Raw genomic sequence first — 25041 nt, 5'->3', positions numbered from 1 at the left:
TTTTAGGGGATTCAATGTCAATATTCATCTTTTTTGGGGTAAACGGTCGTTTTTTGCCCCCAAACGGTCAAATTAAAAGCTTACCTTTCTTGATAATTACATTCCCATCTAACGCTACCGTAGGCTGAGTAATGATCAAATCCAGGTGAAAGCGAACATCGTTTTCGCCGCCAAAAGATAAATTATTGCCAAGGGCTAAGTGGACCGTTCCCATTGCTTTTTCCGCTTCCAGGGGAATACTTTCTATATGTGCCTGCTCGTTACTGCCAATCCCAAACTCACCGATAAGGCGAGCTTTCTCACCGTACTGATTAAAATACTCTTCCAATACAGTACTCCCGGGCCCCTCAACACTCACCACCCGGCCGTCTTCCACGCGAACAATCAAGGGGTGAGGCCCAAAAAGCTTTTTTCGGCCATCCACCACCAAAACCCCTGAAGTTCCCTCTAAGACCGGTGCCAAAGATGCTTCCCCCGCCGGAAAATTGCCAAAATTACCGGGCTCGGTAAAGTTTCCGATATCCAGCAAGCCTTCTTTCCCCCGAATATTTACCGTAAAATTGGTCCCAAGGGAAGAGGTTATTTTGACTTCAGAAGCACCGGTTAAAAGGTCCGCCAAAGTTTTCGTTCTGGCCGCCAATTTTTCGTAATCCGCCTGAGCAGCTCTTTTAAAGATTTCCGAAGTTATTTTGGGAAGACTGGCAATTCTTGCTCCTGCCTCACAAGCCTTTACCCTTAAGGGATGGTGAGAATAAGATTTTTCGGTTAAAAAGACAACTACGTCCGCCCCGACCAGACGGTCTTCGATATCCGGAGGAAGCTCCGAATCATAAATTTTTACCAGGCCCAAATCGGCTTTAAACATGACGGCAGTTTCGGAAAGAGCCCGCGCCAGCTCTTCCCGTTTATTATCAAAAACAATTATTACTTTTTCAAAGGGTTTTAAATTAAAATTTTTCCGCCAGAAGTTTTTCGCCAGTTCTTTTAAGGCCATAGTAAACACTCCAGAATTATTTTTGTAAAAGCTTTTCTTTTCGTCCCCGGGATCTTACCAGTGAAGCTGCAGCCGACAACAGGGCAATAAAAGCGCCCACTAAAAATGCTTCCCTAAAAGCTAAAACAAAGGCTTTTATGGTTGCAAGTTCTTTAGTATAGTGATTTTGCAAATAATAAGTTAAATAATAAGTACGCCGGCCGGTAAACACGGCCCCGGCAACGGCTACTCCCATTACCATTCCGACATTGCGCATTGTCGCCAGAAATCCGGAAGCGGTTCCCAGGCGATTTTTGGGCACACTCCCCATTATAGTGCTGTTGTTGGGCGACTGAAAAATGGCACTGCCAAGCCCGATTAACATTAAAGATAAGATAATTATGCCAACTGTTGTCTCGCTATTTAAACGGGAAAGGGCAAATAACCCTGAAGCCATAACCGTCATTCCCAGAGGGGCTAAAACCTTCGAACCGATTTTGTCGGAAAGGCTTCCGCTTAAAGGGGCTACAATCATTGTTAGTAACGGATGCACCGACATTACCATCCCTGCTTTTTCGGGAGTAAAATGTCGCAACTGTTGCAGATAAATCGGCATTAAAAACACCACTTGATACAAGGCAACATAGCTTAAAAAAGCACTTAAATTACTAAACGAAAAATCACGATTTTTAAATAAGCCCAAATCCACCATTGGTTCGGAAACCTTTTTTTCGGTGTATAAAAACAAAAGAAAAGCCAGGATTGAAATAACCAAGGCACCAATCATTAAGGGATGGGTAAAGCCGTATTTTTCAAAAAAGGTAAGGAGGATTAAAAGGCTTCCAAGGCCAAGAAAGCTTAAAAAAGCCCCGAGAAAATCAAAGGAATGTTTTTCCCGCGTGAAATCGTTCTTAATTATTTTAAAGGCCAAAATACTCCCAATTAATCCGATAGGGAGATTAATAAAAAACACGGAACGCCACCCGAAAAAGTGAGTTAAAAATCCCCCGGCAGAAGGCCCAAAAGCCAGAGCTGCAGCCACCATCATGCCATTAATCCCCAAAGCCTTTCCCCGTTCCTGCGGTGGAAAAACTTCGGTAACAATTGCCGGTGCCATGGCCATCATCATTCCTGCGCCAAGGGATTGGATAACCCGCGCTCCTATTAAAAAACCAAGGGTCGGGGAAAGACCGCATAACAAAGAACCAACAGTGAAAACTACAAAGCCCGTAACGTAAACCAATTTTTTACCGTACAAATCCCCCAGGCGTCCGTAAGTCAGCAAAAGGGTGCTGATGAAAAGAAGGTAAATTAAAATTACCCATTCTCCGGTCGCTAAACTTGCCTTAAAATCTTTAATTATTGAAAGAAGGGCAATATTCACAACGCTGGCATCCAGTGGCGCCATAAAAGTCCCAAGAGCCACTACCCACATTACTCTCCACCGGTACTCCATAAAAACCTCCAGGTTAATTTTTCTTTATATCCAGTAAATGTTCAAAACGTTCCACTAACTGGGTAAATCTTAGCACCGTGTCTTCGGGAAATCTTTCCCTTTCAACTTCCGCATAGTTCTGGTTTACCCTTTCCTTTAAGCTATCGCTCATAAGGCGTTCAGCCACAGGAAAAAGCCCCTCATTTTCCTTTAAAATATGCTGCCGTAAGAGCCTTACATAGTCGCGGGCAGCTTCCACCACTGCCGGTATTGCTCCGTCATCCCCATCCATGTACTGCTCTGCTGCCTCATCCAGGCGTCCCACAAACCTTCGCCCGAGTTTGTGCTCTAAATTTAAAAGCTCCTGAGGGCTGTTTTCTTCCGGCATTCCCGCTTCATACAAAGCAGGGAAAAACACATCTTCTTCTTTGCCGTGATGAAAGCGATCAGCAAACTCCCGGATAAAAATAACCGCTCCGGTAAACACTTCCGGCGGAACAAACTCTCCCCGGGAAAGCTTGTCCGCTCCGGTTTCTAAAATATCTAACATTCTCAAGATAAGTTCGTGTTCCTTTACCATTACCTCGGTGCAATTGGCCATTTAACCTTCACCCCTTTTTAAGGGAAATTTTTAAGATATTCTTTTTTGATACAGCGATCGGCAATAACAATTAAACCGGCAGCTTCGGCAATTTCCCTGGCTTCCGGGCTATTTACTCCCTCCTGCTGCCATAAAACCTTAGCACCAATAGTCACGGAAGACTTAGCTATTGCCGGTACTTCTTCAGTCTTGCGAAAAACATCCACAATTTCCACCGTTTCTGGAATTTCTTCTAAAGACCTATAAGCTTTTTGGCCAAGAAAACTATCCAGGTTAGGATTTACCGGAAAAACCCTGTACCCTTTTTCCATTAAAAATTTTGCTACCTGATAACTCGGGCGTTCCGGCTTATCGGAAACCCCTACCACCGCAATATTTTTAAAACGGGTCAAAATTTCTCTAATGTCCATACTACCCCTTCTTTCTTAAAATAATCATGAGGGGTAAATTTTCTGCGAGATATTTATGAGATAAATCTGCCCCTCAATTATAAAATATCATGCAGCGAATATCTAAAGCACCCCCACGGCTGTTCCCGGGAAAAATGCCGTTCCTACGAGCGGTAGCGTTCTACCGCTCTTCTTTTTTCTTGGCATAATAACAGCGGTAACACAGGGCGATGTAATTTTTGTCTCCAACCACTATTTGTTCCTTCTCCCCCGATAAACGATATGATATCGTAGCTTCCTCTCCGCATTCAAAACAAACGGCTTTTAATTTATCCACCCTGTCAGCCAGAGCTAACAGTTTCGGCATTGGGCCAAAAGGATTTTCGTAAACATCCAAATCCAAACCGGAAACCACCACAATTTTCGAACGCCGGCGCAAATTTAAACAGGTATCCACCAGTTCGTCACTAAAAAATTGAGCTTCATCAACTAAAACCGCATCGTAATCTTTTGCTAAATCCCAGATTACTTCAAAAGCAAAATTTTGAACCGGGTAGGATTCCAGTTCAAACCCGCTCCTACTAACTATTTTTTTATGCCCGAAGCGATTATCCAGAGCATGGTGAAAAGCTATTACTTTTTTCTTAGCATACATAAGCCGCAAGGCTCTGCGCACCAGTTCCTCCGATTTCCCGGAGAACATTGGACCGGTTATGACCTCAATTCTCCCCATTTTGCCTCTCCTTTACAGTTCAAGTTCTGCATTTAAAAGCGGTGCATGCTGCTGGGCCCCGTAAATATCGGTTTCTCCCAGGTGTCCTGCTGGCAGGGGACGTACTATAGTAAACTTCACCGCCAGTGCCGGATCAAAATAATAAATACCTATTATTTTGTCTTCAGAAATTTTATAAAGCCTTTTTATTAATTCGCTATTAATAGCTTTTTTCCCTTTAACCTTTTCGTAAATTTCCTTATCTTTAAAAATAATGTCAAAAGTAAGCTCAAAAGGTCCGGAGTTTTTACTCCGGATTACCTTGGCAATATCAATAAGTTTTACCACCGCCTCTACCTCCTATTTCAATGTGTTCGATGGGAAAAAGCTTTTCCGGATCTTCCACTTCCACCAAATGGTGGATGGAGAAATTATAAACATCGCCAACCGGAATATCCGAAGGAGAGAAGGGAAATGCCAGATTTCCGGCGGTGGAGATTCGCCCGGGAAAACCAAAATGGAGCATGGTACTGCGGGTAAAACTCAATATCTGTTCGGCAGTATTTTTATCTTCCGCCACCACATCCATAACAATCCCAATTTCATGGGAAAGCTTGTTTTCCGGCTCTAACGCCCCCATAACACCGTTTATCCCGTAAGCAATAAAGTTTAGATAATACTTTCCCGCAAGTTCTGGAAAATTATCTTCCACCCGTTTTTTTACCCCTGATGCTATGGACTGGAAATTTTCAATAAATTTCGGGTCCCTGCTGCCGGCAATGCTAATGGCCCGGAATCCCACTTTTTTTACTCCTTCAATTTTCAGGTAGTAATTGGGGGTTTTAATGAATTTAGTACCGGTAACCCTCACCGTCCGGTCATCTACTGCTTGAAAGTTCACCTGGGAGAGGTCAAGCTTACCACCCGGACCGTGTAACTCAAAGGGACTGGTTTTTTCATAAAGGGAATGGGCAGATACCGAAAGGGGTGTAGCCCGCCGTTCGGGATTTAAGGGGTAAACTACAAATCCTTCCCGGTCAAGTTCCCCCATCAAGCAGTCGCTGCCGCTGCCCGGTTCGGTAGCAATCGCCGCACATTCCAGTATTTTCCCCAAATGTAGGGATAAACCCACATCAAAACCGTGGGCCACCGGATAGGCAGCAAAAACCGCCGGGTCAAAAGCTCTTCCCGCCACAATTACCTGAGCACCGGCTTTTAACGCTTTGATAAACGGCTCCATTCCCGCCTGGGCCACAATCCGCACCGCTTCCTCAATTTCCTCAATGGTTAAATCCGGTAAATTTCCTAACGGTTTGGTTTTCCTTTGTCTAACTTTATCTTTTAACCACTCTTTATCTATTTCGGTATCAATAACCGCCATTTTAAAGGAAAGATCATTTTCAAAAGCCAGTTCTTTGATAATTTCTACTACTTCCATTAAATGAACCCTGCCGCCGGCTCCCCCGGCAGTACCAATTAACAGCGGAACATTTAGTTCCACACAAGCTTTAAGCATGTAATAAAGGTCCCTTTTTACCGCAGCCCGCTGGGTAAACGATTTGCCGGCTCCTAAATAATACGGTCCGGGGTCGACCGAACCAGCATCAACAGCGATAACATCTGGCTTTTTTTCCAATCCAGCTTCAAAAGATTTAACCGGAAAGCCGTACCCCAAAATAGCGGTAGGGGATAGGATTTTCACCTTTTCCATTTATTTACCTCCTCGCCTCTTTAACAGGGCAATTGCTCGCTGCATTTCATTATAAACAATCATTAACCCTTCATCCAACCCCATCCCGGGTTTGGCTAACATCTGGTCCGGGCGGGTTGCCAGAGCCAAATGTACCGAAATTTGCGCTGAGCGGTCGGTTTCGTTGCAGGTACCTCCCAGATATGCACCTATACCCTTCATTTTGGCGTAAAGCACCGCCTCCACAACGTTGTTTATCCCGCCCAAGTCGGGAGTTTTAATCTGAACCATATGTCCCGCTTTATGGTCAGCAAATAATTTAATGTCTTCCAAGGTATTACACCATTCATCGGCCACAATTTCCACGGGAATCCCTCTTCGGTCAATTATTTCCCTTAACTTAGATAGAGCCTCGATTTGCCCCCAGAGGCTTCCCATATCTACCGGTCCTTCAATTCTAAGCTTAAAGGGAGCCGCCTCATGAGCTAAAGTTGCGAGGTAGCCGGCAATTTTCTCAAGGTCATTGGCAAAAATTAAACCGACGGTACCATAAACGTCAATATGAATCACCGGACGATATTCATCACCAGCCAGCTCAAATATCCTTTTTTTCAGCCACTTTATGTAAGCTAAAAGCTTTTCCCCCTGCCGCCCTAATTTTTCCTCCACGTTATTAATAAGGGCATGGGGTAAAACGTCGGCTCTTTTAATAATTGCCTTATCGGCGTTGGTGTATAGGTCATCGCCGGTTTGAACAAAAATCGGTACCGGCTCGGGAATCACCGGTAGCTGATATTCCTCCGCTATCACTTCCGCCATAAGCTTTTTTTGCGCCCGGGCTACGCCATCTAAAAGCGCCTGGGTTAGCCCGTATCTTAAAGCGGTATGTAAAGGTTTTCCGTTAACCGTTAGCTCCCGGTCAAAAATATGAGCAAGGTTTCTAAAACTATTTAACTCAAGCCCGATTAACTTCGGGCGTATTTCATTTTCCAGGATCGGCAAAAACTCTTCAGCAGTAAAAAGAGGGTCCCGGCCTCCCGTTCCCGAATACTGCACCGCCGCACAATCGCCATACGCCACTTCCCCATTTTCCAAAACAAGCATAACCAGAATTGCTTCACCCTTCTGGCGAATCCTTTTGTAACCGGGAGTTTGGGGGTTCCCTTCATACCAGAACCCGTTATGTACAGCACCTTTTTTAATGGCCTCTTGATCATCAAAATAAAAACCGGTAAGTCCTGGCGCAAAAAGAGCATCGATAATTTTCATTTTTATCTCCCTCCAGAAATGCTTCTAAAAACATCTTACCCCCACCCCAAATCCCTATGCAAGGGTTTGACGAAAAATAGAGGTTTAAAGATTTTTCCGGCGAATATATTAAGGAAAAACAATTTATTTTACAGGGTGAGACAATGGAAGCAATTAAGATCCTTCTTTTAGGTTTAGGGCAGGGCGGAACCAGATTTTTAAAAATTCTTGGTAAAAAAAGTAATTTAAAGCTTATGGCAGTAGAAAAAAACCCGGAAGCTTTGGGGGTCAAAATTGCCAAAGACTTAAATATCCCGGTTTTCTCAACCCTTGAGGAAGGGCTAACGAAAGCTCCCAATCTTATTATTGACACCACCGGCGACCCCCAAATCGAAAAAACTTTAAAAAACTTAAAGGAAAATATCCCTTATCTTAGCGGCTATATCGCTAAACTTTTTATATCTTTAGCTGATGAACTTTTTTACCAGGAAAAAGAGCTTGAAGCCATAATTAACTCCGCCCACGACGGTTTAATTGCGGTAAACCGTGAAGGAATTATTACCTGGTTTAATAGCGCTGCCGAAAAAATTACCGGGATAAACCGCAACCAGGCACTGGGAAAATACGTCGTTGACGCCATCCCTAACACCCGGCTGCACGTTATCCTCAAAACCGGCAAAGCCGAAATTAACCAGTTTCAAGACTTGGGACAAGCAAAAATTATTACCAGCCGGATTCCTCTCTTCAATGAATTTGGAGAAGTAATCGGTGCCTTTGCTATTTTTAAAGATATTACTGACATGCAAAAGTTAGCCGAAGAATTAACCAACCTTCAGGAAATTAAAACCTTATTAACTTCAATTATTGATTGTACGCAAGACGCTATCTCGGTGGTCGATGAACGGGGTTACGGGCTTTTAATCAATAAAGCCTATTCCGAACTTACCGGACTGACCGAAAAGGATGTCATCGGTAAACCGGCAACGGTTGATATTGCCGAAGGGGAAAGTGTTCATTTTCGAGTACTACAGGAAAAAAGGCCGATAAAAAATATCACGATGAAAGTCGGTCCCTTAAAAAAGGAAGTGGTGGTTAACGCCGCACCACTAATTGTCGACGGCACCCTAAAAGGAAGCGTCGCCGTTATTCACGATGTCTCGGAATTAAAAAGACTTACCGAAGAAATCGATCGGTTAAAGCGTTCCCTTGCTTCGAGCGCCCGCTACACCTTTGATGATATAATAGGAGAACATCCCTTACTAATTTCAGCTATAGAGCTTGCCAAGTTAGCAGCCCAGACTTCCGCTACTGTCTTGCTGCGCGGCGAGTCCGGAACCGGTAAGGAACTATTTGCCCACGCTATCCATAACCAGAGTCCCAGGGCAAAAAAACCTTTTATCCGGATCAATTGCGCCGCCTTAACCGAAAGTCTTTTAGAAAGTGAACTTTTTGGCTACGAAGAAGGGGCTTTTACCGGGGCTAAAAAAGGCGGTAAAAAAGGTGTCTTTGAAGAAGCCAATGGGGGAACTCTGTTTTTAGATGAAATCACCACTCTCTCCTCCAATTTGCAGGCTAAACTTTTGAGAGTTCTTCAGGAAAAGGAAATTGTACGGGTAGGCGGTAATCAGCCAATTCCGGTAGATGTAAGGATTATCGCTGCTACCAATTTAAACTTAGAAGAAGCGGTAAAAAATAAAACCTTCCGGGAAGACCTTTATTACCGGATAAACGTAATCCCCATTAATTTACCGGCTTTACGAGAACGTAAAACCGATATCCCCGCTTTAGCCCGGGCTATTGTCCAAAAACTTAACAGGGAATACGGCCGCAATATTAAATTTATTGATCCGGAAGTTTTCCGCTATTTAATGAGTTATTCCTGGCCGGGAAATATCCGGGAACTTGAAAATTATTTAGGGCGGGCAATGTTAAAAGTATCCCTGGCCGAAAATCGCTTGGGCCCCGAACATCTGCCAAAGCTTTTTGAAGAAACTCCCCAAACTTCTTTTTCTAAAACCCAAAGCTCCGACTTAAACTTAAAGAAACTTACCCGAGAATTTGAAAAATCGGTGGTTAAAGAAGCTCTCGAAAAAGCTAAATATAACAAAACCAAAGCAGCCCAGCTTCTTGGAATAACTCCCCGCAGTTTGTATAACAAGCTAAAAGAGTTTGATCTTTTATTATAAGTATCTTTTTTCCGGAAATTTTTTTCACATTATCTGAATTTTATTTCAACAATCGGATAAATCCCTTTTATTAATAAATGGCACGCTTTTTGCGTGTCTTTTTTATTGAAAATTTTTAAAATAAAAAGTTTGGGGGGCACGGTAATGGAAATTGTTAAAAAGGAAAATTATCAAGGTTATGAAACCGTACTTTTTGCTACCGATAAAAAAACTAACTTTAAAGCCATAATTGCCGTCCACAGTACGGTTTTAGGTCCTGCTCTTGGTGGATGCAGAATGTGGTTTTACAAAAGTGATGAAGAGGCCTTAACCGATGTCCTGCGGCTTGCCGAAGGAATGACTTATAAAAACTCCGCCATGGGTTTAAACCTTGGCGGTGGTAAAGCGGTAATTATTGGTGATCCTCGAACCGATAAGTCTTCAGAGCTATTTGCCCGCTTTGCTGAAGCAGTAAACGCTTTGGGGGGCAAATACTACACCGCTGAAGACGTAGGAATTACCCCGCAGGATATGCTGGAAGTATCCAGACACACCCCGTATGTTGCCGGTCTTCCCGCCAAAAGCGGCGACCCCGCTCCCTTTACTGCTTTTGGTGTTTACATGGGAATGAAAGCAGCCTTAGAATATGTTTTTGGCGAGACTTCCCTTAAGGGCAAAAAAGTTGCCGTTCAAGGTTTAGGCCATGTGGGAATGTATCTTTTGGAACACCTTCACCAGGAAGGGGCGGAACTAATTGTCACCGATATTTTTGAGGATAGGGTAGCTGAAGCAATAAAACGTTTTAACGCCCGTTTTGTTAAACCAGAGCAAATTTATGATGTTGAAGCCGATATCTTTGCTCCCTGTGCTTTAGGAGGAATTTTAAACGAAAACACCATTCCCCGGCTTAAAGTAAAAATAGTTGCCGGTGCTGCCAATAACCAGCTGGCAAAGTTGGAAGACGGTAAACTTTTAGCGGAACGCGGAATAGTTTATGTCCCGGACTTCATCATAAACGGCGGCGGAGTAATTAACGTAGCCGAAGAATTAAACCCGGAAGGTTATGATCAGAACCGGGTAAAAGCTAAGGTTGCTACAATTTACGATAAAGTGAAAGAAGTCTTAACTCTTTCCCGGGAACAAAAGATAACTCCCCAGGAAGCTGCAATCATGTATGCCAAAAAGCGGCTTTTACAAAGGAGGGCTTAACTTGCCAAAAATAATTTACGATCAAAATCTCTGTAAAGCCTGCGGTCTTTGTGTGGAATTTTGTCCGGTTAAAGCGATAACTTTTACCGATAATTTAAATGAAAAGGGCTACCGCGTCTTAAGCTTTGACCAGGAAGTTTGCACCGCCTGCGGTACCTGCTACCGCATGTGCCCGGACCTTGCTATCACGGTCCAGAGGGAGGGAAGGTAAATGGAAACGGTTTTAATGAAAGGCAATGAAGCGCTGGCCGAAGCGGCAATTAGGGCCGGACTGAATGTTTATTTTGGCTATCCCATCACCCCCCAAAACGAAGTTGGTGAATATTTAGCCAAACATCTTCCTCGGGCCGGTGGCACCTTTTTGCAAGCTGAAAGCGAAGTTGCTGCAATTAACATGGTTTACGGAGCAGCCGGCGCCGGCGTTAGAACCATGACTTCCTCTTCCGGCCCGGGTATTAGTCTAATGCAGGAAGGGATTTCCTACCTCGCCGCAGCAGAACTCCCCGCTGTAATTGTCAATATGATGCGGGGAGGTCCCGGCCTTGGAGGCATCCAGCCTTCGCAATCGGATTATTTTCAAGCAACCAAAGGCGGCGGTCACGGCGACTACCGGTTAATTGTCTTAGCTCCCTCGTCGGTTCAAGAATTATACGACCATACAATGTTAGCCTTTGATTTAGCCGACCACTACCGAAACCCGGTCATGGTCTTGGGCGACGGTTTACTGGGACAAATGATGGAGTCGGTTACGTTAAAACCCTATTCCCCTGCTTTTCCCTTGGAGGAAAAAACCTGGGCCACCCGCGGAAGAAAGAACCGGAAACCCAACATTATAAACTCCCTGTACCTTGATCCGGAAAAATTATTCAGTCACAACCAAAAACTCTTTAAAAAATATCAAGAAATTGCCGAAAAAGAAGTCCGGGTTGAAGTAATAAATGAAGAGGCTGAATTTTTCTTTGTAGCCTATGGCTCCTCGGCCCGAATTTCCTTAAAAGTAATTGAGCTTTTAAAGGAAAAAGGTATCAATGCCGGGTTAATCAGGCCGATAACCCTGTGGCCTTTCCCTTATACCGTAATTGCCGAAAAAGTTAACCAGAGTAAAGGATTTATGGTAGTGGAGATGAGCATGGGGCAAATGGTCGAAGATGTCGAACGAGCAGTAAAAGGCCAAAAACCGGTTTACTTTTACGGTACCGCCGGCGGTATTGTTCCCTCACCCCAGAAAATTTTTAGAAGAACTTTAGAAATCCTTGAAGGGGGGCAGGTATAATGGCAGAAATTTTAACCCGGCCGGAAAGCTTAACCAAGATACCCTTTCATTACTGCCCGGGCTGTACCCACGGTATCGCCCACCGCTTAATAGCAGAAGTCATCGACGAACTGGGACTCATGGAAAAGACCATTGGCGTTGCCTCCGTTGGCTGCTCGGTTTTAGCCTACGACTACTTTAACCTTGACATGCAGCAAGCTGCCCACGGACGAGCACCGGCCGTAGCTACCGGAATTAAAAGGGCACTGCCGGATAGAATTGTCTTTACTTATCAGGGAGACGGTGACCTTGCCTCTATTGGCATGGGCGAAATCGTTCACGCCGCAGGCCGGGGAGAAAATATAACGGTAATCTTTATTAATAATTCCATTTACGGCATGACCGGAGGGCAAATGGCCCCCACTACTTTAATGGGCCAAAAGACCACTACCACCCCCGAAGGGCGCACCAAAGATAACGGTTTTCCCCTTAAAGTTTCCGAAATGCTGGCCACTTTAGATGGGGTAGCTTATATTGCCCGGGTAGCGCTTTTGGATCCCGGTCAGGTCATAAAAGCCAAAAAAGCTATTAAAACCGCCTTTACCGTTCAAGAAAAAGGTTTAGGTTTTTCCCTGGTTGAAATCCTCTCCACCTGTCCGACCAACTGGGGCTTAAGTCCGGTAAAAGCTTTAAAATATGTTAAAGAAACAATGGCTCAGTATTATCCTCCGGGGGAATTTAAAAAACCGGAAGGGGTGTGGTAAAATGGAGTTTATCTTTGCAGGCTTTGGCGGTCAGGGTATTATGGCCATGGGCATGCTGTTAGCCCATGCTGCCATTAAAGAAGGTTTTAATAGTTCGTTTATCCCTTCTTACGGTCCGGAAATGCGTGGCGGCACTGCCAACTGCAGCGTAGTGATAGAAAAAGGGTTCATTGCCTCACCGGTAGTTACCGAGCCCGATGTCTTGGTAGCAATGAACTACCCTTCGTTACTAAAGTTTAAAGATACGGTAAAAAAAGGCGGGCATCTTTTTATTAATAGCTCTCTTATCCCTTCCGTCCCTGAAATAAAAAGTGATATCCATATCCATCAAATACCAGCCAATGAACTTGCTCTTAAAATCGGCGAATCCCGGGCTTCCAATATGGTGATGTTAGGCGCAGTTTTAGCCGTAACCAACCTGATTTCCTTGGAAGCAGCCACTCTCAATTTAAGCTATATTTTTAAAAATAAACCGGAAGTGCTTGCCGTAAACGAAAAAGCCCTGAAAACCGGCTATCAAAGTTTAAAGGTAATTTAAAAAAAATCCCCGGCCAAAACCGGGGATTTATTATATTCCCTTTAATATTCTTTCGGCTTTACATTTTTCCGGACCCATTCAATAATCTCCTCTAAAGGGGTTCCCGGGGTAAAGAGCTCGGCAGCATATCCTTTTTCAATCAGCTCTTTTTTATCATCGTCCGGTATTATTCCGCCCCCCATGACGATGATATCTCCCGCTCCCTTTTCCTCTAAAAGCTTTTTTACCTTGGGAAAAACGGTCATATGGGCACCGGATAATATGCTGATACCTACCACATCCACATCTTCCTGAATGGCTGCCTGGACGATTTGCTCGGGGGTCTGGTGCAATCCGGTATAAATAACCTCCATGCCCGCATCCCGAAGCGCCCTGGCCACCACCTTGGCGCCGCGATCGTGACCGTCCAGTCCGGGTTTTGCAACCAGTACCCTTATTTTCCGCGCCATCTTCTCCCCTCCCTTAAAAAATCGGTTTTTCTTTATATTCCCCAAACACTTCTTTTAAGCTTTGAATAATTTCCCCTTCGGTGGCATAAACCCGAACTGCATTTAAAATATACGGCATTAAATTATCCGTTCCCCGCGCCGCATCTTTTAACTCCCGCAGGGCAATTTCCACCTTTTCATTATCCCGGGTAGCCCTTAAGGATTTTAACTTCCGTTTTTGCCGCTCTTCCACCTCGGGATCAATTTTCAAGATTGGAATGTCGATCTTTTCATCTTCTTCCACGTATTCATTGACTCCCACGATAATCCGTTTTTTCCGCTCCACCGCCTGCTGGTAACGATAAGCCGCATCGGCAATTTCCTGCTGGAAGAAACCTTTGTTAATGGCTTCGATAACTCCGCCCAGTTCCTCAATTTTCTTGAAGTATTTTTCCGCTTCCTCCTCCATTTTATCGGTTAGCGCTTCCACATAATACGAACCGCCCAAGGGATCAATGGTGTTAATGACACCGGTTTCGTGGGCAATTATTTGCTGCGTTCTTAAAGCAATGGTGACCGCTTTTTCGGTAGGCAATGCTAAAACTTCATCCATGGAGTTGGTATGGAGGGACTGGGTACCCCCTAAAACCGCAGCCAAAGCCTCAAAGGCTGTACGCACAATATTATTTTCCGGCTGCTGGGCGGTTAAACTGCAGCCCGCCGTCTGGGTGTGAAATCTTAAAAGCCAGGACCGCGGATTCTTAGCTCCATACTTTTCTTTCATCCGGCGGGCCCAGATGCGCCGGGCCGCTCTAAATTTAGCTATTTCTTCAAAGAAATCCATGTGCGAATTGAAGAAGAAGGAAAGTCTCGGAGCAAACTCATCCACATCAAGGCCGGCTTTAATTCCCGCCTCCACATAAGCAAAACCATCGGCTAAGGTAAAGGCCAATTCCTGAACTGCCGTGGCTCCTGCCTCCCGAATATGGTAACCGGAAATGCTTATCGTATTCCACCTGGGCACGTGCTTGGCACCGTAAGCAAAGATATCGGTGATAATCCGCATGGACGGCTCCGGCGGGAAAATCCAGGATTTCTGAGCTATATATTCTTTCAAGATATCGTTTTGAATGGTGCCGGAAAGCTTTTCCGAGGGTACCCCCTGCTTTTCGGCACAGGCAATGTACATCGCCCAGAGTACCGCTGCCGGACCATTGATGGTCATCGAGGTGCTCACCTTGTCAAGGGGGATACCGTCAAAAAGCTCTTCCATGTCCGCCAACGAGTCGATCGCTACGCCGCAGCGTCCCACTTCTCCTTCGGCCCGCGGGTGGTCCGAGTCGTACCCCATGATGGTAGGCATATCAAAAGCTACCGATAGACCGGTTTGCCCTTTGGCTAAAAGCATTTTGTACCGTTCATTGGTTTCCTTGGCAGTGGCAAAGCCGGAAAACTGGCGGAAAGTCCAGACCTTCCCCCGGTACATGTTGTAGTGGATTCCCCGGGTAAAGGGATATTCCCCGGGGAATCCTAATTTTTCCAGGTAATTATGCCCTTCCAGATCAAGAGGAGTATACAGGCTTTTTATTGGTTCACCGGAAATGGTTACAAAATCTTCATCTTTATCGGGGCATTTTTCCTGATACTTCTTCTGCCACTCTTCATAAGCTTTTTTTAACTCATCCATAAATCTCCCTCCCTTTTCCACGGTAAATTATTTCTTTTTACCGAGCTTTTTGGCCCACTCTCTTTCCCTCAACTCCACCCGGCGGATTTTACCGGAAACGGTTTTGGGTAAAGCATCGATAAATTCGATTTCCCGCGGGTACTTATAAGGAGCGGTAACTTTTTTCACGTGCTCCTGCAATTCTTTAACCAGTTCCTCCGAGGGAGAATATCCCGGAGCCAGTACCACAAACGCCTTGACAATTTCTCCCCGGATTTCGTCGGGGCTCGCCACGACCGCCGCCTCGGCCACCGCCGGATGCTCCACCAGGGCGCTTTCCACCTCAAACGGTCCTATCCGGTAGCCGGCAGCCAGGATAACATCATCGGCCCGGCCCACAAACCAGAAGTAGCCATCCTCATCTTTAATAGCCCGGTCGCCGGTTAAATACCAGTCGCCCCGGAACACTTCGGCGGTTTTATCGGGATTCTTCCAGTATTCTTTAAACAGTCCCACCGGCCGCTCCGGTTTAACTTTAATGGCAATATTACCTTCCTTGCCGGGCGGCAGTTCGTTCCCTTCATCGTCAATGATCGAGACATAATAGCCGGGAGCCGGTTTACCCATCGACCCGGGTTTTACTTCAAAACAGGGGAAGTTCGCCACCAGGACGCAGGTTTCCGTTTGGCCGTAACCATCCCGGATGGTTAGCCCGGTTGCTTCTTTCCACACTTTGATTACCTCGGGATTTAAAGGTTCGCCCGCAGCTACGCAATGGCGTAAATGCGGGAACTTATACTTTTTTAAATCTTCCAGAACAAAAACCCGGTAAGCGGTTGGCGGACCACAGAAGGTGGTGATGGGATATTTAGCTAAAAGCTCCAACGTTTTTTTAGCGTCAAATTTACCCACCGAATGGTGGACAAAAATTGCCGCACCGCAAATCCACGGCCCAAAAAAGCTGGACCAGGCCGCTTTTGCCCACCCGGTATCGGACATATTCCAGTGCAGGTCATCGGGAGTTAAATCCAGCCAGTACTTTCCGGTAATATAGTGGCCTATCGGGTAACTGGCGTGGGTATGCACGGCCATCTTGGGATAGCCGGTGGTTCCCGAAGTGAAAAAGATAATTGCCGGGTCATCGCTTTTAGTGTTAGCAGCTTCGTACTCCGGACTAAATTTAGCAATCTCCTCGTTTAAGGAAAGCCATCCCTCCCTCTTGCCGACGATTACGAGATGTTTTAATACCGGTAACTCTCCTTTAATTTCTTCCACCTTGGCCGCATTATCCTCATCGGTAATCACCATAACCGTTTCCGCTGTTTCCACCCGGTATTTAATATCCTTAGAAGTCAGCTGGGTAGTCCCCGGAATAAAAATTATCCCAGCCCGAATTGCCGCCAGGTAAATTACCCACCATTCCGGTAACCGCGGCAAAATAACTAAAATTCGGTCCCCCTGCTTAACCCCCAGAGAATTAAAGAAATTGGCAGTTTGTTTTGATAATTCTGAAAATTGTTTAAAAGTAAAACGCCGTTCATTGCCAAAGTCATCGACCCAGAGCATAGCAAGTTTATTCGGATCTTGAGCCCAGACATCAAAAGTATCCCGGGCAAAATTAAAATACTCGGGCACCTGGTGCCGAAATTCACGGTAAGTTTTTTCATAGTCGACCATGTTTGGCATTTAAAACCCCTCCTCAAAATGTTTTGCTACTTTAAGTTATAATCCAAAAAGCTGCTGCTTCCAATAAACTTACCGTGAACTGCAAAATTTTGAGGTTAAACGGTTGATTTTTTGGCTAAAACTCAACCCCCTTTCGGGAAGTAAGTCCAAGCTCAGTAAAAGGATGTTTCTCTTCGGCAAAATAAGTAACGTAGTCGGCATAAGCTTTTAGATAAAGCGGCGCTTCCCGTCCGGTAAGAATCATTTCAAGATTTTCTTTTCTTTTTATCTCCTTAAGAAAGGATGTTAAACTCTCTTCATCAATTAAATCAATCTTTGCCGCTAAAGCTAATTCATCCATCACCACCAGCCGGTAGGATGAAGCGTTAATTTGAGCTTTGGCCCAGAAAAATCCTTCCAGGAAAAGCTTTTTATCATCCTCGTCCGGATTTTTAAGGTTTACGTGGCAAAGGTTGCAGTTATCTTTTACCGGACAGGATTTTATTCCGGTTTTGATTAACGAAGCATAAGGGCAGCTTTTCCCAAGGCAATATTTCTCAATGTCCAATTTCTTAAGCGTCTCAAATTCCCCGTAAAACCCTTCGCCTTTCAGAAAACCAAAGTACGCCACCTTAAGTCCATGGCCGTAAGCCCTTAAAAGCATTCCTAGGGCAGCGGTACTTTTTCCTTTTCCCGGCCCATAGTAAAGATGGAGCATTACCTCCTTACCCCCAACCTTTTTAAGAGCTCCTCAGAAGCCGCCTGCGGCGGAATTTCTTTGCGGTTTACCCTCTCAATTAAAAGTTTAATATCCTCTTCCGTTAGTAAAAACTTAAGTTTCCGGTAAAGGGCATTCATGGCTATTTCGATAATTTCCCGCTCCCGTCGTTCCTGTCTTCGCTTTTCCAACTCAGAGCTTTCCGCTAAAAAGGCAAAATGTTTTTTAATAAGTTCTAAAAGCTCTTCCAGACCTTCGCCGGTGGTGGTAGACGTTTTAACTACCGGGGGACGCCAGACAAGCTGCTCACCTTTTAAGTCTAACATAGCATTTACATCCGTTACCATTTTCCCAGCACCGGGTAAGTCCGCTTTATTAACCACAAAAATATCGGCAATTTCCATAATGCCCGCCTTTATGGTCTGAATACTATCACCGGCAGCAGGAGTTAACACCACCAGAACGGTGTCCGCCACATGCATAACATCCAGTTCGCCCTGACCCACGCCAACCGTTTCCACAATTATATAATCATAACCAAAGGCGTCTAAAACTTTCACAACATCTTTGGTGGCTGCAGAAATTCCTCCAAGACTTCCTCTACTTCCCATACTGCGAATAAATACCCCTTCATCCAGCGCATGGTTTTGCATGCGAATTCTATCCCCCAAGAGAGCTCCGCCGGTAAACGGGCTTGAAGGATCAACCGCTACCACCGCTACCGTTTTCCCTTCCCGCCGCAGAAGTTCGATTAAACTATCGGTTAATGAGCTTTTCCCCGCCCCCGGAGCCCCGGTAATCCCAACTATTTGCGCTGTCCCGGTATGGGGATAAATTTTGGCCAAAACTTCTTCTTTTTCCGGCCCGTTATTTTCTACTAAAGAAATTATCCGGGCCAGAGCTCTTTTTTCTTTTTTCCAGAACTGTTCTAATAGTTCCATCTCCTCACCCCAGTTTTAATAATATTTTAATATTTTGATTTTTCTTAAAATACTATATGCTTTCGCTATTCTTTTTAAAATTCCTGCCTAAAAAAGAAAATTCCGGCTTAATTACAGCCGGTCGGTAAATTCCTTGAACTCATTTTTAAAAACATCATACAAACTTTTTAGTTTCGTTGCTGCTTTTTCCTGAATCTCCATGTAACTCACCTGCTGTTTTAAGTAGGCATAATATTTTTCCGCATGGGGAGCGCCGTTAACCAATCCGCCAAGAAAAAAGACTATTGCTAAAAAAGCAAAAGCTAATTTTTTGTAAAAATTTACCATAAACTCCCGCTCTTCTATTTGGTAGGTGTAAAAATAAACCACCCCAACTCCCAAAAAGATGCCTGCAATAATGTCAATTATCCAGTGAATTCCCAGATAAATGGTGGAAATTACTATCAAGCTCGAAGAAACTCCCAGTACACCCGTAAGCCTCTTATCTCGAAGTTTAAATGCTAAATAGAAAAAGCTTACCGAAAGGGCAGTGTGGAGACTGGGAAAATTGTTATTAATTCCGGAAAAGGAGCGGTACTCCACATTAAATTGAGGGTAGTATTTTTCCAGTAAAAGTTTAATCCCCGGGTGAATCGACCAGGCTTCATATACCGGCAGGTTAACATAAAAAGGCATGGCCACTAAATAGTTTATAAGATAAATATAAAAAAGTCCGGCAATTAATGTCTTTTTATCGTTAATCAGACCATAATAAAGGATGGCAGCAAACAGAACCGGAAAAAGAAAAACATAGACATAGCTCAACAAAAATACCAACCAAGCAGGCTGAAAGCTCTGTAACTTAATAATCAAAGGAGCTTCAATTTTGGCAATAAAGTACGAATAAAGGTAAGAAGAAGGAAAACCACTCTCCCCTTTTAATTCCAGCACATCCAAAAGCAAAAGAAGGAGAATCCCCAGAAAATATAATAAATACTCCCTGGTTGTTAATAATCGTTTCAGGGAAACAAAAAGGCTTTTTAGATACCCTCTAAATCCCCCGTGCAAAATAACCGTTAAGATAAAAAAGGAAAAAAAGCTTAAAATAATTTTCCCAAAATAACTTCCAAACACCGCAGTCCCCCATCCACGGAAAAAAATTTTCTATCTATAACTAAGTTTATATTAAAACTTCCTGAAACTGTCAAGAAAGAAAAAAGCCCGGGGTTACCCGGACCTTTTTCTTATTTAAAGTACCTATCCAGTAAACCTTTTAAAGCACGAGCATGTCTTGCTTCATCCCTGGAAGATTCGTCCAAAGCATCATGTACCTCATCCAAACCTAATTCTTTGGCTTTTTTAGCTGCTTCTTTTTTACCTTTATTGGCTTCCATTTCACCTTTCAGCATTTTTTCGATATTTTCTTTGGTACTGGAAGAAATTTTACCGGCAAGTTCAGCAAAACGGGCAGCATGCCAGGCTTCTTCCAAGGCAATTTTTTCTAAAACCCGGGCTACTTCCGGCAGTCCTTCCCTTTCCGCCTGCCGGGCCATTGCCAGATACACTCCAACTTCATAGGTTTCACCTTTAAACTCACCTTCAACCGCCGCTAAAGCCTCTGTGTCTTTCGCAACCCCGATTTGGTTTTCATTAATAAGCTGTAAATCCATAACCATCCCTCCATTAATTTTTATTATTAGTAATAGTTATTATTTACATTTTTAATTTTAAAAAACTCTCTCCCTCCTGTCAATACCCTGTGGTAAAATTTTTTCGGTATCATTTTCCCCAGGAAAAAGCTATACTATGAGTAAGGAGGTAAAATCATGGCTAAAATTGAGTTATTCAGTACCCCTACCTGTCCGTACTGTCGCCTGGTGCGAAATTTCCTGCAGGAAAAAGGGCTAAATTTTACCGATTACGATATTACGAAAGACCTTGATGCCTTTGAGCGGATGTTTAAAACAACCGGCTATACCACGGTACCTACATTGATTATTAACGATAAAGAAGTTATTATTGGTTTGGATGAAGAAAGAATTTTAAAAGCGGTAAACGAAAGCTAAGCTTTAAAACAAAAAACACACCCGCCCTTTGGACGTGTGTGTTTTTCTTTATTTTTCCAATTCATAGGGCCAGTTAGCAATGCCCCCTTTTAAATTGTAAACATGCTTATAACCTTTACTCACCAGCATCTGGGCAATACTTGCCGACCGACTTCCGGTTTCACATACCACTAAAATTTCCTGTTCTTTATCAATGTTGGGTAGCTGCTGTTCCACCTCTCCCATAGGAATGTTATGGGAACCGGGAATACGCGCTTCGGCATACTCATAAGGTTCTCTGACATCCATAATTAAAAGCATTGGATTTTCATCAATAAGCTTCTTGGCTTCATCGGGCTCTAAATCCTTATAACCGGCTTTTAAGCACCCCGTCAAAGCAAATAATAGCAAAACTATTATTACCCAAAATACATATTTGCTCCGCGGCAACAAAACCCCTCCCCTTAAAAAGAAAATAAGCTTAGTAGGGTATAGCGATAAGTATAAGTTAAAACTATCACAACCAAAACGGTTGCCGACCAGAGGACGATTTTGTTTAACTTCGAACTTTTGCCTTTAAAATAAGTTTCATAAAAGGCGTAACCTAAAAAAACAAAGGTAAGTACTAAAAAGAAACTCCGGTAAGGGGCCAGTGGCGCAAAAAACGAAAAAGACGCTCCTCCCAGACCCAAGGAGGCTAATATTACCGGTCCCACTCAGGTAATGCACCCTAAAACCGCAGTAACAACCGAAAGAATACTGCTAATTTTCTCTCTCATTTCTCCCCAACACCCTCATCATAATAAGGCTAAATACGATTAACCCCACACTTAAAAGCTGTTCTAAGCGAAAAGGGCCAACCCAAAAGCTATCCACCCGAAAACCTTCTACAATAAACCTTCCTACTGAATACCAGAGAAGATATTTTAAAAAGATTTCGCCACTATACCTTTGTTTTTTACGGGTTTGCCAGAGGTAAACAAACACCCCCAAATCCCAGAGGGATTCGTATAAAAAGGTGGGGTGGCGCCAGGCACCGTCAATATACATAGCCCAGGGAAGATCGGTAGGGTAGCCATAAGCTTCCTGGTTAAAATAATTTCCCCAGCGGCCAATTGCCTGCCCTAAAATTATGCTGGGAGCAAAAAGATCCGCCAGTTGCCAAAAAGACTGCTTTTTCATCCGGGCGTAAACAATCCCCACCAGGATTGCCGCTAAAATACCACCGTGAAAGGCAAGCCCGCCATGCCAGATAGCCGGAATCTCGGCCGGATACTTGCTGTAATAATCCCAGTTCCAGAGAACGTACCAGATCCGGGCTCCAATCCACCCTATTGGAGCTCCGAGTAAAACCAAGTTGTAAATATGGTCCTCATGGATATTTTTCCGTTTTGCTTCTTTTAAAGCAAGATAAGTACCAATCAATACACTTATCGCCATCAAAACTCCGTACCAGCGAATTTCCAGCGAGCCAATCTTTAAAGCCACTGGAGAAATGCCAACAATTGTTAGCCACTTATAAATATTTCTTCAACTCCTTTTCCACTTCCAAACTAAGGTCATCGTCTACCGGTAGCTCTTTCTTCTCCTCCACCTTTTCTTCCTTCCGGCGTTTCTTGACCACGGTGTAAACTAATACACCGCCGGCAACTACCGCAATTGCCGGCATAACCCAAATTGCCGCATATACACCCGTTTTGGGAGGTTCCGCTAAAATTTTGGTACCGTAAAGGTTTGTGTAGTAATTTATTATTTCCTGTTTGGTTTTTCCCTGTTCCAACATTTCTTTGATTTGATTCCGCATTTCTTCAGCGGAAGAAGCCGGACAATCGGCCAGGTTCATACCACAAAAATCCGGAGCCCAAAAAGTATGAATTACATCGTTTAAAACGTCTTGGTCCACTTCTCCCAGGGTTGGAAAACTACTAACCACCACTAAAATTACCGCTGTGAAGAGGAAAATCTTTTTTAAAGGCAAGAGAATACCCCCCTAAGAAATATTAAGCAAGATCAAGACCATCAACCTCTAAGCGCTGAAACATCCACTTGCCTTCAAGGTAGATTTTAACCGGATCTTTAACCGCTATTGTATTTTTCGGCACATAAACCTTAATTCCTTCTACTTCATAAAGATTAAAAAATCTTTCATCCTGCGGTTTTCCCACAAACACGGTGGGCAATTGCTGTACCGGGCATCACCCACCTCCGTAGGCCATAAATTCAATTCTAATGGTGTCATCTTTTCCTTCCAAATATTTTTTAGCTTCTTCGGTAAAAGTTATATTCATCTCCTCATCTCCCTTTCATTTCACTTTTTTATAACTTATAACACATCTATGTTTAACGGGGGGTATTAATCTTAATTATACCAATAAACTATTATTTAAGGGCACCCGCGGAGGTGCCCCTTTTCAATAATACTAAATTTACTTTTTACTGGCAAGATACCTCTCCACATTTACCGCCGCAATTACCCCATCGGCCGCAGCGGTTACCGCCTGCCGTACTGACTTCTGCCGTAAATCTCCCGCCGCAAAGACTCCCGGTATATTGGTCCGCATTTCTTCATCGGTAATAATATAACCCCATTCGTTCATCTCTACCTGTCCGGCAAACAAATTGGTTTTAGGCTGAGTTCCGATGTAAACAAACACCCCATCGGTAGGCACGGTAGAAAGTTCTTTGGTTTTCAGATTTTCAATCACCACACCGGTTACGTGTTTATCCCCAACAACCTTACGTACTTCCGAATCCCAGATAACTTTTATTTTGGGATTGGCAAAAGCTTCTTCCTGGGCAACTTTGGAAGCCTGGAAGTGGTCAAACTGGTGAATAATCGTAACTTCGGTGGCAAAACGGGTCAAAAATACCGCTTCTTCTACGGCTGAGTTGCCACCGCCAACCACCACTACTTTCATGCCCTGGTACATTGCCCCGTCACAGGTAGCACAGTAGTGGACGCCGCGGCCCCGGAAAACGTCTTCCCCTTCCGCCGGAAGTTTTCTTGGTTCTGCTCCGGTGGCTAAAATGATGGCCGGAGCTTCATAAATCTTATCTTCGGTGATAACCCTCTTAACCTCTCCAGTTAATTCAACTTTTAATACTTCTTTTAAATCATCAACTTCTGCACCAAAAGCTAAGGCCTGATTAAGCATATTTTGAGTTAGTTCCTTACCTCTAACCGTTCCGGAGGTACCGGGGTAGTTAGCAATATGGTAGGTGGTCGCCGCCTGGCCACCGGGAACACTTTCATCCACCACAATGGTTCTTAACTTGGCCCGGGCGGTATACAGAGCCGCACTTAAACCTGCCGGACCGCCACCAAGAACAATAACATCATACTTAACCGTTTCCGGAACTTCCGGCAAAAGTTTCTGGCCAAAAGCTTTTTCCATGGCTTCCCTTAGCTGACGCTTGGAAATATAGCCGGTTAACCTCTGGCCCACTTCTTGCCCGTTGACATAAAACAGGACCGTGGGGCTACCCTTGACTCCCAGCTTTTCGGCTAAAGGTCGGTTTTGTTGCCGGTAAATTTTGACAAACTTAAATTTATCCCCGTACTGCTGAGCAAGCTTCTCGTAAGCCGGAGCCAGTGCCTCGCAGGGCGGACAATCTTCGGAATAAAAATCCACAATTACCGGAACATCGCTTTTTAATACCACTTCGTCAAACTGTTCTTGGCTTAAATATATAACTTTTTCGCTCATTTTCCTCTCCCCCTTGAGTTTAAATTTTTAGAGCTTTTGCTTTATTTTTTCCAGGGTCTCGCAGTCCGGGCATCCACTTGCTGCTCCCCCGGATTTACACGTATTTAAACAATGGTCAATAGCTTTTAATAAAACTTCTCTTTCTTCCGGTGTTAAAATTAACTCGGTCATTTAACTACCCCCTTAATACGATTTTTTCTTATTTTCCCCGAAAATTTATCAATCATCCGGGATAAAAGGGGCATTTTTCTTTTAAACACTCTTTATTACGACGGCTAAACATACATTTAGGTGTGGTTAGCGGAAATTTTATTCCAGTAAGCTGTTCTAAGATTTTAGCTCCGTTTATTAAGCTTAAATAAGAAGTCCTTTTGCAGCATCTTGGACCACCGATAGCGCCGATTTTTTCCAGGATTTTACCGGTAGCCCGGTTAGCATCCCCCCATCTTTCCCGGGACAACGGAGTATTACCAAAAATTATCGAAAAGGCAATTCCTGCACCCAGAGCTGCACTGCAGGCCCCCCAGAGCCCGCAACTACCGCCCACTAACTGTTTAGCCCGTACCACCGCATCCCGAATGGCTCTGGGATTTTTCTGCCCGATAATATTCTGATAAGCAGCAATTAAACTTGCTGCAGTTAAAGCATGGTGTTCTGGACCGTGCAGGGGAAAACCCGGCACCTGGGTAAGATAATCAAAGATATCCACCGGATTTTGCCAATCAGTGTTTTGACAAAAATTTATGATAGTCTTTAAATGTTCCCCCCGGTGGCAGTCACTGCAAACAAAATGTCCTTGACTGCACTGGGCCTGACTTAATTCTTTTTTCCCGCAGATGGTGCAGGTTTTCTCCGCCGGTTCCTCCTGGTAAGTAATCTCGGCACCGCAAATCAGACAGCCTTCGGTATACGCCAT

The 25041-nt window shown here is 44.1% G+C and carries 29 protein-coding genes; 7 read left to right on the top strand and 22 right to left on the bottom strand.

The genetic code is table 11. From position 1 onward, the window contains the following. Positions 1-67: 67 nt before the first annotated feature. The 8 genes from CARFE_RS0100545 to CARFE_RS0100510 all read right to left on the bottom strand — a co-directional run bounded on the left by CARFE_RS0100545 (position 68) and on the right by CARFE_RS0100510 (position 7069). A complete protein-coding gene (locus CARFE_RS0100545) occupies positions 68-994 on the bottom strand; it encodes an aminopeptidase (RefSeq protein ID WP_011343521.1) in 927 nt (308 codons plus the stop codon). A gap of 16 nt (positions 995-1010) precedes the next feature. Then, complete coding sequence (locus tag CARFE_RS0100540; RefSeq protein ID WP_028051359.1) at positions 1011-2429, bottom strand: MFS transporter; 1419 nt, start codon at positions 2427-2429, stop codon at positions 1011-1013. Between the two features lie 13 nt (positions 2430-2442). Then, on the bottom strand, positions 2443-3009 hold the full coding sequence (locus CARFE_RS0100535; RefSeq protein ID WP_011343519.1) for a hemerythrin domain-containing protein: 567 nt from the start codon (positions 3007-3009) through the stop codon (positions 2443-2445). Between the two features lie 17 nt (positions 3010-3026). Then, positions 3027-3419, bottom strand: a complete 393-nt coding sequence (locus tag CARFE_RS0100530; RefSeq protein ID WP_028051358.1) for a CoA-binding protein — start codon at positions 3417-3419, stop codon at positions 3027-3029. Positions 3420-3579: 160 nt separating this feature from the next. Further along, positions 3580-4131, bottom strand: coding sequence for a thymidine kinase (locus CARFE_RS0100525; protein WP_011343517.1), 552 nt, complete (start codon positions 4129-4131; stop codon positions 3580-3582). Positions 4132-4143: 12 nt separating this feature from the next. Continuing rightward, positions 4144-4458, bottom strand: coding sequence for a DUF4387 domain-containing protein (locus tag CARFE_RS0100520; protein ID WP_011343516.1), 315 nt, complete (start codon positions 4456-4458; stop codon positions 4144-4146). Then, positions 4442-5821, bottom strand: coding sequence for an acyclic terpene utilization AtuA family protein (locus tag CARFE_RS0100515; protein WP_028051357.1), 1380 nt, complete (start codon positions 5819-5821; stop codon positions 4442-4444). The genes CARFE_RS0100520 and CARFE_RS0100515 overlap by 17 nt, the downstream gene beginning before the upstream one ends. Beyond that, entirely contained in the window at positions 5822-7069 is a 1248-nt protein-coding gene (locus tag CARFE_RS0100510) for a methylaspartate ammonia-lyase (RefSeq protein WP_011343514.1), read from the bottom strand. It lies immediately after the preceding gene. Between the two features lie 143 nt (positions 7070-7212). Here CARFE_RS0100510 and CARFE_RS0100505 point away from each other — a divergent pair, with 143 nt between their 5' ends. The 6 genes from CARFE_RS0100505 (at position 7213) to CARFE_RS0100480 (ending at position 12976) form a co-directional block, all read left to right on the top strand. Next, positions 7213-9234: a sigma-54 interaction domain-containing protein gene (locus tag CARFE_RS0100505; RefSeq protein WP_028051356.1), complete on the top strand. Its 2022-nt coding sequence runs from the start codon at positions 7213-7215 to the stop codon at positions 9232-9234. 144 nt (positions 9235-9378) lie between these two features. Next, on the top strand, positions 9379-10422 hold the full coding sequence (locus CARFE_RS0100500) for a Glu/Leu/Phe/Val family dehydrogenase (RefSeq protein ID WP_028051355.1): 1044 nt from the start codon (positions 9379-9381) through the stop codon (positions 10420-10422). Position 10423: 1 nt separating this feature from the next. Further along, positions 10424-10633 carry a 4Fe-4S binding protein gene (locus tag CARFE_RS0100495; protein ID WP_028051354.1) on the top strand — a complete coding sequence of 70 codons (210 nt, stop codon included), beginning with the start codon at positions 10424-10426 and terminating at the stop codon, positions 10631-10633. Next, entirely contained in the window at positions 10634-11695 is a 1062-nt protein-coding gene (locus CARFE_RS0100490; RefSeq protein WP_028051353.1) for a 3-methyl-2-oxobutanoate dehydrogenase subunit VorB, read from the top strand. Beyond that, entirely contained in the window at positions 11695-12438 is a 744-nt protein-coding gene (locus CARFE_RS0100485) for a thiamine pyrophosphate-dependent enzyme (protein ID WP_028051352.1), read from the top strand. Before CARFE_RS0100490 ends, CARFE_RS0100485 begins: the two co-directional genes overlap by 1 nt. 1 nt (position 12439) lies before the next feature. Beyond that, entirely contained in the window at positions 12440-12976 is a 537-nt protein-coding gene (locus CARFE_RS0100480; protein ID WP_028051351.1) for a 2-oxoacid:acceptor oxidoreductase family protein, read from the top strand. A gap of 41 nt (positions 12977-13017) precedes the next feature. Here the strand turns inward: CARFE_RS0100480 and CARFE_RS0100475 are convergent, their stop codons facing one another. From CARFE_RS0100475 to CARFE_RS0100445, 7 genes are all read right to left on the bottom strand, one after another. Then, positions 13018-13425 carry a cobalamin B12-binding domain-containing protein gene (locus CARFE_RS0100475; protein ID WP_028051350.1) on the bottom strand — a complete coding sequence of 136 codons (408 nt, stop codon included), beginning with the start codon at positions 13423-13425 and terminating at the stop codon, positions 13018-13020. A 13-nt stretch (positions 13426-13438) separates the two neighbouring features. Beyond that, positions 13439-15091 carry an acyl-CoA mutase large subunit family protein gene (locus CARFE_RS0100470; RefSeq protein WP_028051349.1) on the bottom strand — a complete coding sequence of 551 codons (1653 nt, stop codon included), beginning with the start codon at positions 15089-15091 and terminating at the stop codon, positions 13439-13441. 27 nt (positions 15092-15118) lie between these two features. Further along, positions 15119-16756: an AMP-binding protein gene (locus tag CARFE_RS0100465; protein ID WP_028051348.1), complete on the bottom strand. Its 1638-nt coding sequence runs from the start codon at positions 16754-16756 to the stop codon at positions 15119-15121. A 115-nt stretch (positions 16757-16871) separates the two neighbouring features. After that, complete coding sequence (locus tag CARFE_RS0100460) at positions 16872-17453, bottom strand: cob(I)yrinic acid a,c-diamide adenosyltransferase (RefSeq protein ID WP_028051347.1); 582 nt, start codon at positions 17451-17453, stop codon at positions 16872-16874. Then, on the bottom strand, positions 17453-18394 hold the full coding sequence (meaB, locus tag CARFE_RS0100455) for a methylmalonyl Co-A mutase-associated GTPase MeaB (RefSeq protein ID WP_028051346.1): 942 nt from the start codon (positions 18392-18394) through the stop codon (positions 17453-17455). Before meaB ends, CARFE_RS0100460 begins: the two co-directional genes overlap by 1 nt. Before the next feature lie 111 nt (positions 18395-18505). Beyond that, entirely contained in the window at positions 18506-19507 is a 1002-nt protein-coding gene (locus CARFE_RS15385; protein WP_051250054.1) for a phosphatase PAP2 family protein, read from the bottom strand. A 110-nt stretch (positions 19508-19617) separates the two neighbouring features. Continuing rightward, on the bottom strand, positions 19618-20043 hold the full coding sequence (locus CARFE_RS0100445; RefSeq protein ID WP_011343502.1) for a ferritin-like domain-containing protein: 426 nt from the start codon (positions 20041-20043) through the stop codon (positions 19618-19620). A 156-nt stretch (positions 20044-20199) separates the two neighbouring features. On the opposite strand from CARFE_RS0100445, the gene CARFE_RS0100440 reads away from it, so the two are divergent. After that, positions 20200-20439, top strand: coding sequence for a glutaredoxin family protein (locus CARFE_RS0100440; RefSeq protein WP_011343501.1), 240 nt, complete (start codon positions 20200-20202; stop codon positions 20437-20439). A 48-nt stretch (positions 20440-20487) separates the two neighbouring features. Here the strand turns inward: CARFE_RS0100440 and CARFE_RS0100435 are convergent, their stop codons facing one another. The 7 genes from CARFE_RS0100435 to CARFE_RS0100395 all read right to left on the bottom strand — a co-directional run bounded on the left by CARFE_RS0100435 (position 20488) and on the right by CARFE_RS0100395 (position 25041). Beyond that, a complete protein-coding gene (locus tag CARFE_RS0100435) occupies positions 20488-20868 on the bottom strand; it encodes a rhodanese-like domain-containing protein (protein ID WP_011343500.1) in 381 nt (126 codons plus the stop codon). Positions 20869-21180: 312 nt separating this feature from the next. After that, entirely contained in the window at positions 21181-21906 is a 726-nt protein-coding gene (lgt, locus tag CARFE_RS0100425) for a prolipoprotein diacylglyceryl transferase (protein ID WP_051250052.1), read from the bottom strand. 28 nt (positions 21907-21934) lie between these two features. Continuing rightward, on the bottom strand, positions 21935-22396 hold the full coding sequence (locus CARFE_RS15380) for a cytochrome c-type biogenesis protein (RefSeq protein ID WP_051250050.1): 462 nt from the start codon (positions 22394-22396) through the stop codon (positions 21935-21937). A 22-nt stretch (positions 22397-22418) separates the two neighbouring features. Next, positions 22419-22706, bottom strand: a complete 288-nt coding sequence (locus CARFE_RS16635) for a CC/Se motif family (seleno)protein (RefSeq protein WP_268874187.1) — start codon at positions 22704-22706, stop codon at positions 22419-22421. A gap of 138 nt (positions 22707-22844) precedes the next feature. Continuing rightward, entirely contained in the window at positions 22845-24125 is a 1281-nt protein-coding gene (gene trxB / locus CARFE_RS0100405) for a thioredoxin-disulfide reductase (RefSeq protein ID WP_028051342.1), read from the bottom strand. 27 nt (positions 24126-24152) lie between these two features. Beyond that, positions 24153-24296: a hypothetical protein gene (locus CARFE_RS16095; protein WP_011343493.1), complete on the bottom strand. Its 144-nt coding sequence runs from the start codon at positions 24294-24296 to the stop codon at positions 24153-24155. Between the two features lie 52 nt (positions 24297-24348). Further along, positions 24349-25041: a DUF5714 domain-containing protein gene (locus CARFE_RS0100395; protein WP_028051341.1), complete on the bottom strand. Its 693-nt coding sequence runs from the start codon at positions 25039-25041 to the stop codon at positions 24349-24351.

The sequence above is a fragment of the Carboxydothermus ferrireducens DSM 11255 genome (assembly GCF_000427565.1).
Lineage (GTDB): Bacteria > Bacillota > Z-2901 > Carboxydothermales > Carboxydothermaceae > Carboxydothermus > Carboxydothermus hydrogenoformans.
Note: the sequence above shows the minus strand (reverse complement) of the source record. Positions and strands in the feature narration are given on the sequence as shown.